Here is a 14951-nt window from a genome sequence, read left to right on the forward strand (position 1 = left end):
CGTCTTAAAATTCAATTTAATAATCAAGATGATGCTGAGCGAAGTTGCGCTAAATAAGGTAATGCGTCAGCGGCTGTGCCACCTTGCTGAATCGCCTGACTCATCATATGCATCGCGGGTGCGGTATGACGGAAAATCTGTTGATATGAGCCACACAAATAATTTTGTTTATGCTTTTCACCAGCAACACTAACTAAGCGATGTTTTGGACAACCGCCGTAGCACAAACCATGCACCTCACACTGCTGGCATTGTTGGGTCAACTTTTGAGATTTTGCATTCCCAAAACGCTGTTGCTGTTTACTGGTTGCTAGTTTCACAAGATTCGTAGCGGCAATATTGCCAAGTTTATTGGCGGGATAAACATAATGATCACACGAATAAATATCACCATTGGCTTCAATCACCATTGCTTGCCCACAGTCTTTTGATTGCACACAGACTGATGCTGGATAACCAAGCCAAGTTGCTAAAATACTGTCAAACATGCGTACAAACACAGTGCCAACGTCATGCTGTAGCCACTCATCAAAGACTTCGCTCATAAATTGACCATAGCCATTCGCTGGAACAGAAAAGTGAGTTAATGGTGCATCTTTTTGTGGCGAATAATGACCATTACTATTAGCTTGGTATTGAGCTTGCACTTCAACAATAGGAATAAACTGTAAATGACGAGCACCTAGCGACGTTAAAAAACGGTAGGTTTCACGACCTTTATTCCAATTTTGATCATTGATAACCGTGAGAATATTAAATTCAACCTTATATTCTAAAAGCAATTCAATGGCTTTTTTCACTCGCTCAAAAGTCGGTTTACCATTCACTGAAATACGATATTTATCATGCACATCAGGAGTACCATCAACAGAAACACCAATTAAAAACTTATGCTCGAAGAAAAATTGCGCCCACTGACGGTTAATAGCAACCGCATTGGTTTGAAAACTATTGGTAATTGTTTTACCTGCGCCATATTGAGCTTGGTATTTCACTACATTGCGGAAAAAATCTAGACCAGCAAGCGTTGGCTCTCCACCCTGCCATGAAAAATCAATCTCAGTGCTATTTTGACTCGCAATATAATCACGCACATAACGTTTTAACATTACATCAGACATTTGGTCACTGCTTGGCGTTTCAGAGGTAGCAGCAGAACTGCATTGATTATTACTTGTACGACCAACGACGGTTTCTTTTTCGAGATAAAAACAGTAATCACACTTTAAATTACAGCGATAACTGGTTGGCTTAGCCATCATATGAAAACGTGCTTGCTGCGAATGAGATGAAGACAAAGCCATATCTAACCTTTTTAAATGCTTTCGAAATACTGATGATACATATTACGAAAGAAAACGAAAGATTAAAGCGGCGGGGATCACAAACGAATAAAAATGAAAGTCAACGTAAGTGTTTTACTGAATAAATCGAAAACTGAAAATAAAAAATGCCACTAAATATATATTCAGTGGCAGCTATATAATACAAGGCTCTTAATTAGCAGCTAATATTTTCAGTGTAAACGGATAACTTTGACCAACGAGCTCCGCAACATTTATGATGAGATTTCCTTGACCATCAAGTTGTAATCGCTGCTCAACATCACTCACAATTTTAATCGGCTGGTTTAACATTATATGTAACGTCGTTTGAGTTTGTAATGGATCACTAACGGCAATCTTTAGTTCTCGCCCCTCTTTTTCAACCATCAATGCCATTTTTGATAATGTGGAGATCTGGTTAGTTATCACGACAGCTTGTTCTGTCCATACATTCGCAGCTGTTACATGCTCATCTTTATGGGTGATGATATGTGCCAAGTTATCATTACGACGTACTTTAATTGGCATTTCTTCAGCAAACTCTTGAGCATCTTCTTGATCAGCATTAGGCATCAACACATACGCATAGTGATCATTTTGAGGTGTTTGATCTATAGTCGCAGAAATAAAGTTAGCACTGACTTGTCCACTACGAGTGCCTATCTCACTCCAATCTCCACTACGTAACTGCTGACCAATAGTCACTATTGTTGGTTTTAAGAATACATAGCTGATATCTGCATCATTAATCTCGTCATTAGTCAGTGTTAATGTACGCAATTTCATGGTGTGATTTAACTGTGGCAGCCACTGCTTACCATTAACAAACAGCTGATTGTTACCACTCTCGGCTAATTTTCTATTCATGACAGTGGTGGTTATATCCGCAGCGATAGTTGAGCTAATATCTGAGCCTAACATCACCACTTGATCATCAAACATAAACCATGATTTTTTAGCGGTTAAGGTATTATCCCAGTTACTAAATTCCATCCCTGCCGCCCCTATACCATCAAAAGCAACCGAACCAACCCATTCCATTTGTGTTTGGCGACCACCACGAATTTGATTACGCTGGCCATCACAATCTGTCATCAATTGATTGTCTACCGTGGTACCTTCCAAACGGTAGCGATTTACCGCAGGCCAATAGTTTTGGTAGTGATCTAGCTGACCATTATAGAGGTAACCCATCCCATCACCGGTAAACCATCCCTGCTTATTTTCATTATTCATGCATTCAAAATTACCAAGGCGGCTAGAATGCATTGCTAAGCTAAAGCTCCAATCATCTCCTCGATACACAACGCGATCCATTGCCGGATAATTAAAGAAACCTTGCAACTGTTGCTCACCATCGACACTACTATCAGCGACTAATGCTTTTGCTTTTTGGTAATTACCAACATGATTAATCGAGGTAAAAAAGTCGAGAGATGTATCTTGCGTAATGTGGGTTTTAATTAAACTTTGTAACTGTCGTTTTGTTTGAGGCTCAGCGCCATCAAGATAATGTAATAGTGATGCGATAACTGAGTGCCCGACATTATGGCCTTGCTCTGTCGGCCGAGAAATAGCACGTCCGTTTACAAACTCCATCATGGTGCCGCGTTCTAATAATGGCGCATAACTTTTAAAAATAATCGGGTAAATATTGTTCAGAACCGGATCAGTTGCTTGCCAAGGTGAGCCAGCAACTAAATCTAATTGCGCGCCTAAACCATTGAGTAATACATTGCCATAGGTACCGTTATAGGCAATATCATAATGTTGTAAAAAGCTACCATCACTATAAAAGCCATCACTGGTTGTAACTTCAGCTAACACTGGTGATAAAGCAGCAATCGATGCTTCTATCTCAGCACTATTATTATCAAGAATCCCTCGTAAAATAACCACTTGGGTATTATCAGTTCGGTTACCTCCTGTCGATAAACGGTAATGAGGATTACTTGAAACATCTGCTCCAGCCCCAGCACCAAGATGCGTTGTCTCTGGCGTAAAATAGCGCGTTGCTTGCGTATGAGCCGTAATTAAGTCAGAAGGTAATTGGTCATATAACAGCACTAAAATATTATGAATATCTTTAGGTGTACCCAACTCCCAGTGCCACCAATTACCCCATTCTTTGGCACCAACTTTATAATAATGTTGGTTAAGGAATGTCATACCATCGATAATGGCACTTAATAACTCAGCATTATTCTGTAACCGTCCATCGCGTAGACGGTAAGCTTTCGCCATGCTAAATAATCGCTGGTAAGAGGTGCGAATATTAGCTCCTAAGACTTTTTTTCCTGTGGCTGTTTGAGGATCTAACACTAAATCATTCCACAGCTCAGTTCGCGCTAAATCCGTTTGCATCGATGACCAATGTCGCTCAGCTGCATTATTGGTCGTAATAACAGTTTGTTTCAATGTCGCGTCAAAAGGAATATTAGCATCACCAAGAAAGCTCGCCGCCCAACGTTGACGTAACGCTTGATACTCAGCCAAAGCCGATGTTTGTTGATGATTAGCAACAACTGTGGAATTAAGTTGAGCAAATACAGAGGTAGGTACTATCAATGTTGATAATGCCACGGCAATAGATACCGCTAAATTAGCGTGCTTCATTATTCCTTTATCCTTCCGTTATTAAGTTTCGTTTAATTACGGTAACGGATAACATGAAAGTAAAAAAGTACACGCATCACTATTGATCGTTTAAAAAACGGCCATAATTTCATTTTTATTCACAATATCACAACCGAAAGTAAATATGGTTAAAAACGAAAGTCAGAATCACTTAATACGTATTGAGCTTAACCATCCTCCCCAAATGGGCTTACTACAAATGCTATAAAAACCAAGCCATACCTGAGTATTTAATTACACCGAATAAATTAAGATAACCGCAGGAACACAAACAACCACAACACTAAATAGCGCCATAATCAAAAGCAAATGAAAGAAAAAAGGCAGCGTGAAAACTAAAAAAAGCGTGATACTTATTCACAAATGAAAAAACAAAAGCATGTGAAAGAGTTGTTAATAATAAGGAAGTGATGGGGATCAATATTTTGCTACATCAGTTTAATTACGCTGGCGTACAAATTATAACCAATAGAGATCTTATCAATGAACATCAATTATTTTTCTAATAATAAGAAGCGCCTACTAACTCTTAGCATCATATTGGCATTGTCTGGCTGTAATAGTGACAATATAAATACCACTCATCACAATCTTAATGGCAAAGGTGCACAACTTGAGCCTGGCGGATATATGTACTTCTTTGAAAATGGAGTACCGGATGCAATTACGACCACAGCAGAGCAAGCATTAACGACCTCAACTCTTCATTTTAAAGATGGTACACACTCATTAAAATGGCAATATGACCCAAAAAGCAGCATTATTTTTCATCAAAATATCGGTTATAGCCCAGAAAAAGAAAATGATATTAATCCACAAACATTTATGGCGTGGGTATATAACGAAATCCCTTCAAATAAAAAACTAACCTTTGAATTAGGTAATGAGAATAACACCAAAATTTATTTTAAATATGGCTTAAACTTTAGTGGTTGGCGTGGAATTGCCGTTCCCTTCCGTGACATGGAAGGAACAGCAACAGCAAATATGGACAGATTACGCATTATTGCCCCTGCTCACCAAGGCACAATTTATTTAGATCAAATAATGGTTTCAGTCCCAGTAGATAATCGTTGGCCAACAGCAGATACTCAACAACCTTACGTTAATCCTGGTGTTGTTGATATGGCGAGTAAGAATTGGACCGCATTATTAATGTACCAACAAATGCTAGAACAACACCAACCAGAATTTAATTATCATGCTCAATTTAATGATGCAACGGGTGATACCGCTAATTTATATCAACAATTTGATCACCATTTAAACGTCAATATTAATGCTTCTATTTCTCAGCAAAAAATTGACGACAATCTCACTGACTATGATTCCTTTTTAATAAAACAAAATCAAGATGGCAGTTGGCAAGGAAAACCACTCGATCATCCGAAACGTCAAAACTTCTTAAAAACTGGAATTGTGAGTCGCACTACATTAACGTCATTAACAGAGACCGTAAATATCAGCAAGTTGGGTAAAGTTATGCTGGAAACAGCTAAATATTTACGAACCGACTCTCTATCAACGGTTAATCGCCACCAACTTGAAACTCAGTTTATACAGGCCTTACAATACGCATTAGATCAAGGCTGGCAAGGAGGGTCTGGACAACAAATAATAACGCACGTTGGTTATCAAACTAAGGAGTTCTTTGATGCCTTATTCATTAGCCGTAACTTATTGGCTGCACATAATCTATTACAACCCGCCCAACAAGCAATGATGTGGTTTAATGCTACTGGACGTATTTATGAACAAGATGAAGACATCACCGCATCTAATGTTGATATCCTAAATACGCAATTACAATGGATGATCAAAAGCTTTTTGCTACTACCAGATCAAAACGAACGCCAAATAATGTTAAAGCAACTTCAGCAATGGCTCAGTAAAACTTTATTAGCTTCTGATGGCCTCGGGGGAGGCTTTAAAAAAGATGGTAGTATTTTCCACCACTCACAACATTACCCAGCTTACGGTAAAGATGCATTTGGTGGTTTATCGGCAGCAATATATGGTTTAAGTGCAAGCCCTTATCAAATAACAGCCACTGCACACCAACGAATCAAAGACGCACTCTTAAAAATGCGGGTTTATACTAAAAACAGCTATATTCCAATCGTATTAAGCGGCCGTCATCCAGACGGTAAACAAAAAATCACCTCGATCCCATTTAAATGGTTAGCACTAGCAGGTTCACCAGATAAAACTCAAACGATCGATCAGCAACTAGCAGCAGCTTATGAAAACCTTACCGATAAATCATTCTTTGAAGATATCCAAGCTGAAGCTGAGCCTACTGGTGCATGGGCAATGAATTATGCATCAATGGCTATTATGCGAGGGGAAAGTGCTACCTCTAAAAAATCATGGTTAATTACAGCGCGAGGTTTTAGTCGTTATCTCGTTGGTAATGAAACGTATGCCGCAAACAATTTATATGGTCGTTATTTGCAATATGGCCAACTAGAAATCACCCCAGCAGATATAAAAAAACGCGCCTTCAGTCATGATGGTTGGGATTGGAATCGTTATCCTGGAACAACAGCAGTGCAATTACCCAATGCCGAGCTGCGAGCAACATTAACTCAACTTCCAGGGGCTGGTATTGAGGAAATGTTGTTATCAACCACCACTTATTCAGCAGCGAATCGTCTCAACGATCAAGCGGCAATGTTCGCAGTAAAATTACAAGGACATAAAAAATACAATCAACAAAATTTCACGGCCAATAAGTCATATTTCATGTTTGATAATACGGTGATTGCATTGGGATCTAATATTCACAATGACGATATTAACAACCCAGTTCAAACGACGTTATTTCAACATAATATAAGCGACTTATCTCCTGTTGAAGTAAATGGCACCATTATTGATCAACTAGAAGCGGAGCAAAAATTAGACGGCGAGATCACATTACAAGATCCAGCAGGTAATCGTTATTTTGTAACGACAACAGCAGCGCAACCGTTATTATTTAGCTATAACAACCAAATATCTAATGACGAAAATGATGGTAAAGAAACCCAAGGTCAATTTGCAACAGCAGTACTTGATCATGGTATTGAGCCAAGTAGCCAAGGCTATGAATATGCAATAGCGATTGAAGCGCAAAAAAAAGAGAAACCACAATATCATCTCATTCAAAAAGATAACTTAGTGCATGCAATTGAAAGCGCTAATGGTATCGAAGCCTATGCGTTTTTTGCACCAGCAACAATTACGGCAGCGAAACACTTATTGTCTGCTGATACTGCATCGCAAATTATGCTACAAGAGCACTCAAATGGCCAGCAGCTAAAGCTCAGTGTCGTAAATCCTGATTTTGCATTCTATCAAGGCCAAGATCCTGAGCAAATAGATGCTAATGGCGATCAAGTTGAAGTCAGTATTTATGATCGAGATTGGCGTTATAGCCTTTCTCAGCCAGTAAAAACCCAATTCACTTTAAAAGATAGATGGCAACTAACGGCGCCTAATAACGTCATTACAATCAAATATGATGGCAATAATACTAATATAACCACCACCACTGTTGACGCAACGCCACTAAGCTTTAACCTCTCAAAAGCCTAGGTCATTAAGCCAGGTTAACATCACAATAAGCCCAAATAATTAATGATTACTTGGGCTTTATATAAAAAACTAACCCTGCCCACTAACGTTAGAATGTACCACCTGTATGCCAAAAAATACCAATCACCATTGCCATATCCATTAAAAACCCAAGACTGTTACCGACCCAAATTGGCGGATTTTTATGGACAAAACCATATACTGCCCATAATGCGGCTAAGAGTGCATAGAGCACCCATGTGGTTAATGATAAACCCAATGCGTGTTCACTATGAGAAAAGAACAACTTAAACAGCTGCGGTAACGTTGCTAACGGACCAACGATCCCCATCAGCAACATAAACGGTTCAAATGCTGTCGCTAAGCGCTTAAAACGGGTTGTCATCCATAATCCTTATGTATTATTAGTGTCCTAATAATATTCTAAAACACGCTTAAAAATGTCATTGATTACCTATCTAATAACAAATCGTGAACAACATTCACAATCTGGACTTTTTTCATCCAACTGCCATTGACATAATACGTAATCACACTATTCTGGATTGAAGGAAAATAACCAAAACTATAAATAGTTCACTACGGAAGGTGTTATATGGATTTACTACGCGGCTTATATTTACTACTCGAATCAATGTTCGAATAATGAAACATTTCTATTCTTATCGCTAAGTCGTAAGTAAGGCTTACCATTACTGCTTACGACTTTATTTCATCCTACTATTTATCAGTTAACAAAAACGTTCCTACCCTTTGATATACTCGCTGACAATGCTCAGGCACTACATCTTCTAAATTTAAAAACGCATGCACCATATCAGATACATGGTAATGCTGCGCCCTACTATCCAGCTGACGCAACTGCTGATAATAATAAATGCCTTCATCCCGTAATGGACAAAATTCGGTAGTAATCACTAATGTAGCAGGAAAGCCAGCCCTTATAGGCTGCCATAATGGCGATGCATTATATCGATGGTGATCAGCTTGAAAGTATTGATCAAAATACCATTGAATTTTATTTGTCTGCAGAAAATAGTCATTACCATTGCTCACAATCGAAGGCAAAGATAGAGTGTAATCAAGACTAGGATAAATAAGCACTTGCTTATAAATTTGTACCGTATCATCTTCTTGTGCCAATACACACATTGTTGCCGCAAGAGCGCCACCAGCAGAATCGCCACCAATAGATATTTGTGCTATGTCATTAATACCAATTCGATCTAGCTCTGATAATAGATGCTGCAAGCACAAATAAACATCATTAACAGCAGCCGGATAAGGGTGCTCTGGTGCTAAGCGGTAATCGATAGCAACAACAATATGTTGACTTGCTAACGCTAATTTACGGCAGATAGGATCATAAACATCTAGACTACCCGCAACATGTCCACCACCATGTAAATATACCAAAATAGGTAATGGTCTTTGAGGCTGGGGGTGATAAATACGGATGGGAACATGCTCAATGGCATCATCAACAATCATTGCAATCTCAGGTATATCCGTAATGAATGTCTGCGTAATTGTCGCTAGCCCCTCACGCACACGAGTTGGACTAAATTGAACGCCAGCAGCTATTAAGGCAGCTAATTCAAGATTAAATCCATGTAACCACGTTGCCAGTGAGTTATCCATTTTTCGCATAAATTTTCTGTCCCCCTCTCAACAACATCATTAATTGAGGATGACGATAAAATCTCAGCGCCATCAGAAAATATCGATAGTTAAATTATAATCTATTGACATAAAACTGATGATCTTTAATAAAAAAAGGTGATAAGCGGGGAAACTTATCACCAAAATAAGACTATAAACAATGGTGTAACTCGGTTTTATACAACCGATTTAGTTATTATAAGGCAATATTTTCACACTGTTACGTGTGACTAATGTCGGTTCAAGTTGAATAACCTGAGTATCACTCATTTGATTATCTAAGCGTTTAAGTAAGGTTTCAACGGCAGCTTGTCCTAATCGGTACTTGGGCTGATGAATAGTTGTTAATGCTGGAGACATATACTTTGCAATATGGATATCATCATAGCCAATGATTGATAAATCATTCGGGATTTGAATACCACACTCATTAGCCGCATTAATAATACCCATCGCCATCATATCATTTGAAACAAAAATAGCGCTGGGTAGCGTGCCATTGCGGTGCATTTTCATAAAGGCATCATAACCACCTTCGCTTTCAAAATCGGACTCAATGATCCAATGTGGATTAAAACTCAGATGTGCTTCATTCATTGCTCGTTTATAGCCTTCATAACGCATTTGAGCTTGATGCCTAATCAACGGACCAGTAATACAGCCAATATCAGTATGACCCGCCCCAATCAAATATTGCGTTGCCATGTAACCACCACGAAGGGAGTTATCTTGGATCTTATCACTGGTAAATAACATTGGTCCCCAATCCATAACCACCACTGGAATATCAGGGTAATGTTCAAATACATCAATCCGCTCACCTTCTAACGATGAACACATTAAAATCAGTCCATCAACTCGCTTTTGCAATAAGGTATTGATGGATTCGCGCATCCGTTGGTGATCACCTTCCGTATTACACAAAATCAGGCTATAACCATTTTGATAACAACTTCGTTCAACGCCTTTTACGACCTCACCAAAAAAAGGATTTGTGGATGTGGTCACCAACATCCCCAAGGTTTTAGTACGATTAACTTTAAAACTGCGCGCTAATACTGATGGGCCACTATAATGTAATTCTTTAGCTGCGTTATTTACTCGCTGTGATATTTCTTCACTGACAAAGCGGGTTTTGTTAATAACATGGCTGACAGTGGATGTAGAAACCCCTGCTAATTTTGCGATATCTTTCATCGTTGCCATGTTATTGATCCTTTGGTGAATTATTACTTTAACTATTCTTGCTGAGCCAGAAAATCCTCAACCTCTTTACGGGTTGGAATTGATGTTTGAGCACCAAAACGAGTAACTGAAATTGCGGCAGCAGCATGAGCAAATTTAACCGCTGATTCTAAAGCTAAATCTTCCAATAAACCAGTCACGAATGCACCATTAAAAGTATCACCCGCAGCCGTAGTATCGGTCGCTTCCACACTAAAACCTGCAATAATGTCACCACAACCATCTTGGCTTAACCATACACCTTTGGCACCAAGAGTGATCATCACAATTTTGATCCCTTTCGCATGCAAAACATTCGCAGCTTGTTGTGCGCTGTCAGCATCTATCACTGTGACGCCCGTCAGCACTTCAGCTTCTGTTTCATTAGGCGTAATAATATCTACGCATGCAAGTAACTCATCAGACAGTGAACGTGCTGGAGCCGGATTTAATATCACCACCGTATTCGCCGCCTTTGCTACTTGCGCGGCTTTTTCGATACCACACAACGGTGTTTCTAATTGCATCAATAGATAATCAGCTTGGCGAATACGCTCTAAATCAGGCTCAATAGCAGCCGCTGTTAACTTGGCATTGGCTTCTGCTGAAAGACAAATACTATTTTCACCACTGTCTGAAACTTGGATCATCGCAATCCCAGTCGGACAATTAGGCTGCATTTTTACTGCCGTAATATCGATACCGTCCATTCTAAAATTGTCACGAATGTTAATCCCAAATGAATCATCTCCTACACAAGCGATAAAACCGATATCTGCATGCAAACGTGCTGCGGCTACCGCCTGGTTGGCTCCTTTTCCTCCAGGAATAACTTGATAGTTACATCCATGAAGCGTCTCACCTGGACGAGGGAAAGAAGGGACTTGCAGAACATGGTCAGCGTTAACACTACCTAACACCACTAACTTATTCATAGGATTTTTCCTCTGTTCTTAACGAACCTTTCTAATAAAACATAACAAAATAAATGCTTTTAATTTTTCAACACTCACAACCTAGAATGAGACGAAAAATCAAAAGCTTTTATTTTACTCTCTCTTCTCAGAACCAATAATTACAGAGAGAGTAAATATGCGAGAATAAATTACGATTGTTTATACTGACAGACAAATACCGGTGCGCACTGTAAAACAACGTTCTTCATTAGGTTGCAGATAAACCACAGTTCCCCGCTCTTGCGCCGCGAGGAAGCCTTCAGGTCGACATGTTGCAGGTAATGCATACGCCGCAACCTGTTGGTCACCATTACATAATAACCACCGAGTCGCACAATTAAATTCATGGGTATCAAATTCAGTCAGTAAATATTTATCGCCAACTTGCATTTTAAATACCGCCCGATCCACATAACGGCCAATATCATCGATACAGTACACAATTTCAGGATCATGCATGTCAGGCTTATCAAGTATTGAAATCGGTGCTGATGTTTTTAAACTGTCATTGTATGCCAACCACTGCGATGTTGGTTGTACATGCGCAGGTACAGTTTCACGTAACATTAATGCTGCGTCAGGAATATTTTGCGTCATAACCGCATTTTCAATATAGGTCGCATTAATATGACACATATACTGCAATGGCATATTCACGCTGGCAAGATTTTTTACTGACATTTTAATATCAAATAAACTGGCATCTTTGGCTAACTGAACCGAAGGAGTCGCCAAGTAATGATCCCCGAAACCCATTACATATTCATAACTGCCTTTGATTACAACATTGTCAGCGTCAATTTCTAACCATGCTGAATCCATTACTGCACAAGGCATTTCACCATGTAAGGCATGGTCATCTTGCGGAGATGGGCACCCCATACGAAGCATGCCGGCATGAAAAGCAAAACAGCCATATGTCTCAACAACTGTTTTAGCGAATTTTGGTTCAGAGAACATATTTTTCATACACAAATCAGTGTCTAAAAAATGTGCATCCCAAATCATCTGCCCCATAAAAGGCAATATCACCAGATGTCCTTTGGTATTTTTAATTTCAATCGCATGCACACCTGAATTATACAAGAAGCTATGAATCTCAAAATGTTCAGACTGAGCGATTAACGTTCTTTGCTTAGTGAAATTTTCTTTATATAACGGCAAGGTAAACATATTTAATTCCTCCAGAAACTGACCACTCGTGATTGAGTGGTCATAATCGAACATTACGCTTTAGCTGCAACAAAATTGAATCTTTGCTTATATTTCTTTTCATTCATGAAGTAGACAAATACCACCGCAAAACATAGTGCACTCACAATAAATGACGACTGTAAGCCAATATTATCGGCAAGTAGACCTTGAATAACTGGAATAGCCGCACCACCAATGATAGACATCACCACAAACCCACCCGCGGTTTCTGTATAGCGTGTATCAACAGATTGTAAGGTCGAGGCAAAAATTGTTGCCCAACAAGGTGCAAATAATGCAGATGTTCCTACCGCAACCCAAACCGCGCTAAAGTTAGGAATAAAGGTCACATACATCAAGCATATGAAACCAATGGCTGAGTAACCCATTAATACGTTTTCTTGTGAGGTTTTAGTAAATAAGAAGTTCGCTAACAACTTACCTAAGAAGTACATAATAAAGGCATACAATAAGTAGTTAGCCGCATCATGCTCAACCATATTGTGATCAAGTTCCAACGCTAAACGAATCGTGAACGACCACACCGCCACTTGCATACCAACATAAGCAAACTGGGTCGCAATACCTTTAAAGAAGCGCGCATTACCCATTAAATAAGACAGTGTCTCACCAAATGATGGTTGATCATCTTTACTATCCGATGCCGCTTTACAGTTAGGATATTCAGTAACCGCAATCAAGATAGCAATCGTTGCAATCACACCAACTAACCATTTATAAGGTTCTAACGTTTGTTGCAATACTTGATCTTTAAACGCAGCAAGCTCAGGACCAGTTAGCGTCGCCATCATATGACCAACATCAACACCTTCTTGGAAAATCATGTGCTTACCAAGTAACAAACCAATGATATAACCCATCGCATTAATCGTATGAGAAACATTTAAACGTAATGTTGCACGTTCAGGCTCACCAATCATTGCTGAATAGGTATTACACGAGGTTTCAAGAAACGACAGGCCAATGGCAATACAGAAAATCGCCGCTAAGAACATCGTGTATGTACCAGCGTGAGATGCAGGGAAAAACATCAAGCAGCCAAAAATATACAGCGCTAGCCCTAATAAAATCGCCAATTTATAAGAGGTTTTTTTCACAACCATCGATGCAGGAATTGCGACTAAGAAGTAAGCACCATAAAACGCCGACTGTACCAGTGCTGACGCAAAATTAGACAGTTCAAAAATTGATTTAAATTGGGTGATCAATACATCATTTAGCGCTGCCGCTGCAGACCAAAGTGCAAACACTGACGATAATAATAAAAATTGAAATATTGGTGTTCTATTTAAAAAACCATCAGCATGTTGAATTGTATTATCTTTAATAAACATAATTTATCTTCCATAAATAATCACCCTAATCAAAGAGCGTGATTTTTCTGCTTTTTAGAGGTTGTTTGCTTGGTATGCTGTAAATTTTTCAAGGCTAGGATATGACAACTGGGTTCCTTTCTCTGTCACTGAAAGCCCCGCGAAAATAGTCGCTTTTTCAAGCGCGAGTGCCACATCACCTGTTTGAGTAAAGAAATGAGAAAAACAACCGATAAAAGCATCTCCCGCGCCAGATGTATCGACCGCATTCACTTTTATGGGATTAGCAAGATACTCGCCAGCTTTTGATATCCAAAGTGAACCTCGTGATCCCATTGTCACAATCAGATTTTTTAATCCATGCTCAAATAGTACATTCGCCGCTTGATTGATCTCTGCAATCGTAGCAACAGGTTTACCGGTTAATATTTCAAGTTCCGTTTCATTAGGCACAAAAAAATCGCATTTACAGACATACTCCAGTGATAACTCTGGTACGGCAGGTGCAGGATTCAACAGCACAGTAATATTATGTTTGTTGCCAAAATCAATGGCGTGATAAACCGTTTCTAAAGGAACTTCTAGCTGCAATACAATCATATCGACATTTTTTAATTCCGCCTCAGCACAATCAATGTCTGCTGGTTTTAAATAATTGTTTGCTCCTTTTACAATCAAAATAGAATTTTGCGAAGTGGTTGTATTAACAAAAATAGGTGCGACCCCAGTACTCACACCATTGACCTTAGTCACAAAGCAGGTGTTTATATGTTGGCTGCGATAATTAGCTAAACTCATCTCCGCAAATTGATCATCACCAACTTTTGATACCATTAAAACTTGAGCGCCTAATTTAGCGGCAGCTACCGCTTGGTTTGCACCTTTACCACCATTACCAATAGCAAACGCTTCAGCTTCAAGTGTTTCTCCACTTTTAGCGACACGATCACCATAAGTAATTAAATCAACATTTGTCGAACCAATAACAGCAATCTTTTTCATATTTAAATATATTCTCAGTACGTTAAAGAAAAACGAGG

The 14951-nt window shown here is 39.1% G+C and carries 10 protein-coding genes; 1 reads left to right on the plus strand and 9 read right to left on the minus strand.

The window, feature by feature from the left end; all coding sequences use genetic code 11:
• Positions 1 to 23 precede the first annotated feature (23 nt).
• Both PPBDW_RS18935 and PPBDW_RS18940 read right to left on the minus strand, forming a co-directional pair.
• The gene (locus PPBDW_RS18935) at positions 24 to 1304 is read right to left on the minus strand and encodes an anaerobic sulfatase maturase (RefSeq protein ID WP_036791507.1); all 1281 of its coding nucleotides are present in this window, start codon (positions 1302 to 1304) and stop codon (positions 24 to 26) included.
• Positions 1305 to 1496: 192 nt separating this feature from the next.
• Positions 1497 to 3941, minus strand: a complete 2445-nt coding sequence (locus tag PPBDW_RS18940) for a polysaccharide lyase 8 family protein (RefSeq protein ID WP_036791510.1) — start codon at positions 3939 to 3941, stop codon at positions 1497 to 1499.
• A 504-nt stretch (positions 3942 to 4445) separates the two neighbouring features.
• On the opposite strand from PPBDW_RS18940, the gene PPBDW_RS18945 reads away from it, so the two are divergent.
• On the plus strand, positions 4446 to 7541 hold the full coding sequence (locus PPBDW_RS18945) for a chondroitinase family polysaccharide lyase (RefSeq protein ID WP_036791513.1): 3096 nt from the start codon (positions 4446 to 4448) through the stop codon (positions 7539 to 7541).
• A gap of 88 nt (positions 7542 to 7629) precedes the next feature.
• Here the strand turns inward: PPBDW_RS18945 and PPBDW_RS18950 are convergent, their stop codons facing one another.
• From PPBDW_RS18950 to rbsK (PPBDW_RS18980), 7 genes are all read right to left on the minus strand, one after another.
• Positions 7630 to 7926 carry a SemiSWEET transporter gene (locus PPBDW_RS18950; RefSeq protein ID WP_036791516.1) on the minus strand — a complete coding sequence of 99 codons (297 nt, stop codon included), beginning with the start codon at positions 7924 to 7926 and terminating at the stop codon, positions 7630 to 7632.
• Between the two features lie 335 nt (positions 7927 to 8261).
• The gene (locus tag PPBDW_RS18955) at positions 8262 to 9191 is read right to left on the minus strand and encodes an alpha/beta hydrolase (RefSeq protein WP_036791520.1); all 930 of its coding nucleotides are present in this window, start codon (positions 9189 to 9191) and stop codon (positions 8262 to 8264) included.
• Between the two features lie 201 nt (positions 9192 to 9392).
• On the minus strand, positions 9393 to 10409 hold the full coding sequence (locus PPBDW_RS18960) for a substrate-binding domain-containing protein (RefSeq protein ID WP_036791522.1): 1017 nt from the start codon (positions 10407 to 10409) through the stop codon (positions 9393 to 9395).
• A 32-nt stretch (positions 10410 to 10441) separates the two neighbouring features.
• On the minus strand, positions 10442 to 11362 hold the full coding sequence (gene rbsK / locus PPBDW_RS18965; RefSeq protein WP_036791525.1) for a ribokinase: 921 nt from the start codon (positions 11360 to 11362) through the stop codon (positions 10442 to 10444).
• A 180-nt stretch (positions 11363 to 11542) separates the two neighbouring features.
• Positions 11543 to 12556 carry an aldose 1-epimerase family protein gene (locus tag PPBDW_RS18970; RefSeq protein ID WP_036791528.1) on the minus strand — a complete coding sequence of 338 codons (1014 nt, stop codon included), beginning with the start codon at positions 12554 to 12556 and terminating at the stop codon, positions 11543 to 11545.
• A 53-nt stretch (positions 12557 to 12609) separates the two neighbouring features.
• Positions 12610 to 13932, minus strand: coding sequence for an L-fucose:H+ symporter permease (gene fucP / locus PPBDW_RS18975; protein WP_036791531.1), 1323 nt, complete (start codon positions 13930 to 13932; stop codon positions 12610 to 12612).
• Positions 13933 to 13986: 54 nt separating this feature from the next.
• Positions 13987 to 14913, minus strand: coding sequence for a ribokinase (gene rbsK / locus PPBDW_RS18980; protein ID WP_036791533.1), 927 nt, complete (start codon positions 14911 to 14913; stop codon positions 13987 to 13989).
• Between the last annotated feature and the right edge of the window lie 38 nt (positions 14914 to 14951).

This window comes from Photobacterium kishitanii (assembly GCF_000613045.3).
In the GTDB taxonomy this organism is placed as follows: domain Bacteria; phylum Pseudomonadota; class Gammaproteobacteria; order Enterobacterales; family Vibrionaceae; genus Photobacterium; species Photobacterium kishitanii.

Bases quoted from the DNA above. Each gene is read 5' to 3' on its own strand.
- fucP (WP_036791531.1), bottom strand. From the start codon at position 13,932: ATGTTTATTAAAGATAATACAATTCAACATGCTGATGGTTTTTTAAAT.
- PPBDW_RS18950 (WP_036791516.1), bottom strand. From the start codon at position 7,926: ATGACAACCCGTTTTAAGCGCTTAGCGACAGCATTTGAACCGTTTATG.
- PPBDW_RS18970 (WP_036791528.1), bottom strand. From the start codon at position 12,556: ATGTTTACCTTGCCGTTATATAAAGAAAATTTCACTAAGCAAAGAACG.
- rbsK (WP_036791533.1), bottom strand. From the start codon at position 14,913: ATGAAAAAGATTGCTGTTATTGGTTCGACAAATGTTGATTTAATTACT.
- rbsK (WP_036791525.1), bottom strand. From the start codon at position 11,362: ATGAATAAGTTAGTGGTGTTAGGTAGTGTTAACGCTGACCATGTTCTG.
- PPBDW_RS18940 (WP_036791510.1), bottom strand. From the start codon at position 3,941: ATGAAGCACGCTAATTTAGCGGTATCTATTGCCGTGGCATTATCAACA.
- PPBDW_RS18945 (WP_036791513.1), top strand. From the start codon at position 4,446: ATGAACATCAATTATTTTTCTAATAATAAGAAGCGCCTACTAACTCTT.
- PPBDW_RS18955 (WP_036791520.1), bottom strand. From the start codon at position 9,191: ATGCGAAAAATGGATAACTCACTGGCAACGTGGTTACATGGATTTAAT.
- PPBDW_RS18960 (WP_036791522.1), bottom strand. From the start codon at position 10,409: ATGGCAACGATGAAAGATATCGCAAAATTAGCAGGGGTTTCTACATCC.
- PPBDW_RS18935 (WP_036791507.1), bottom strand. From the start codon at position 1,304: ATGGCTTTGTCTTCATCTCATTCGCAGCAAGCACGTTTTCATATGATG.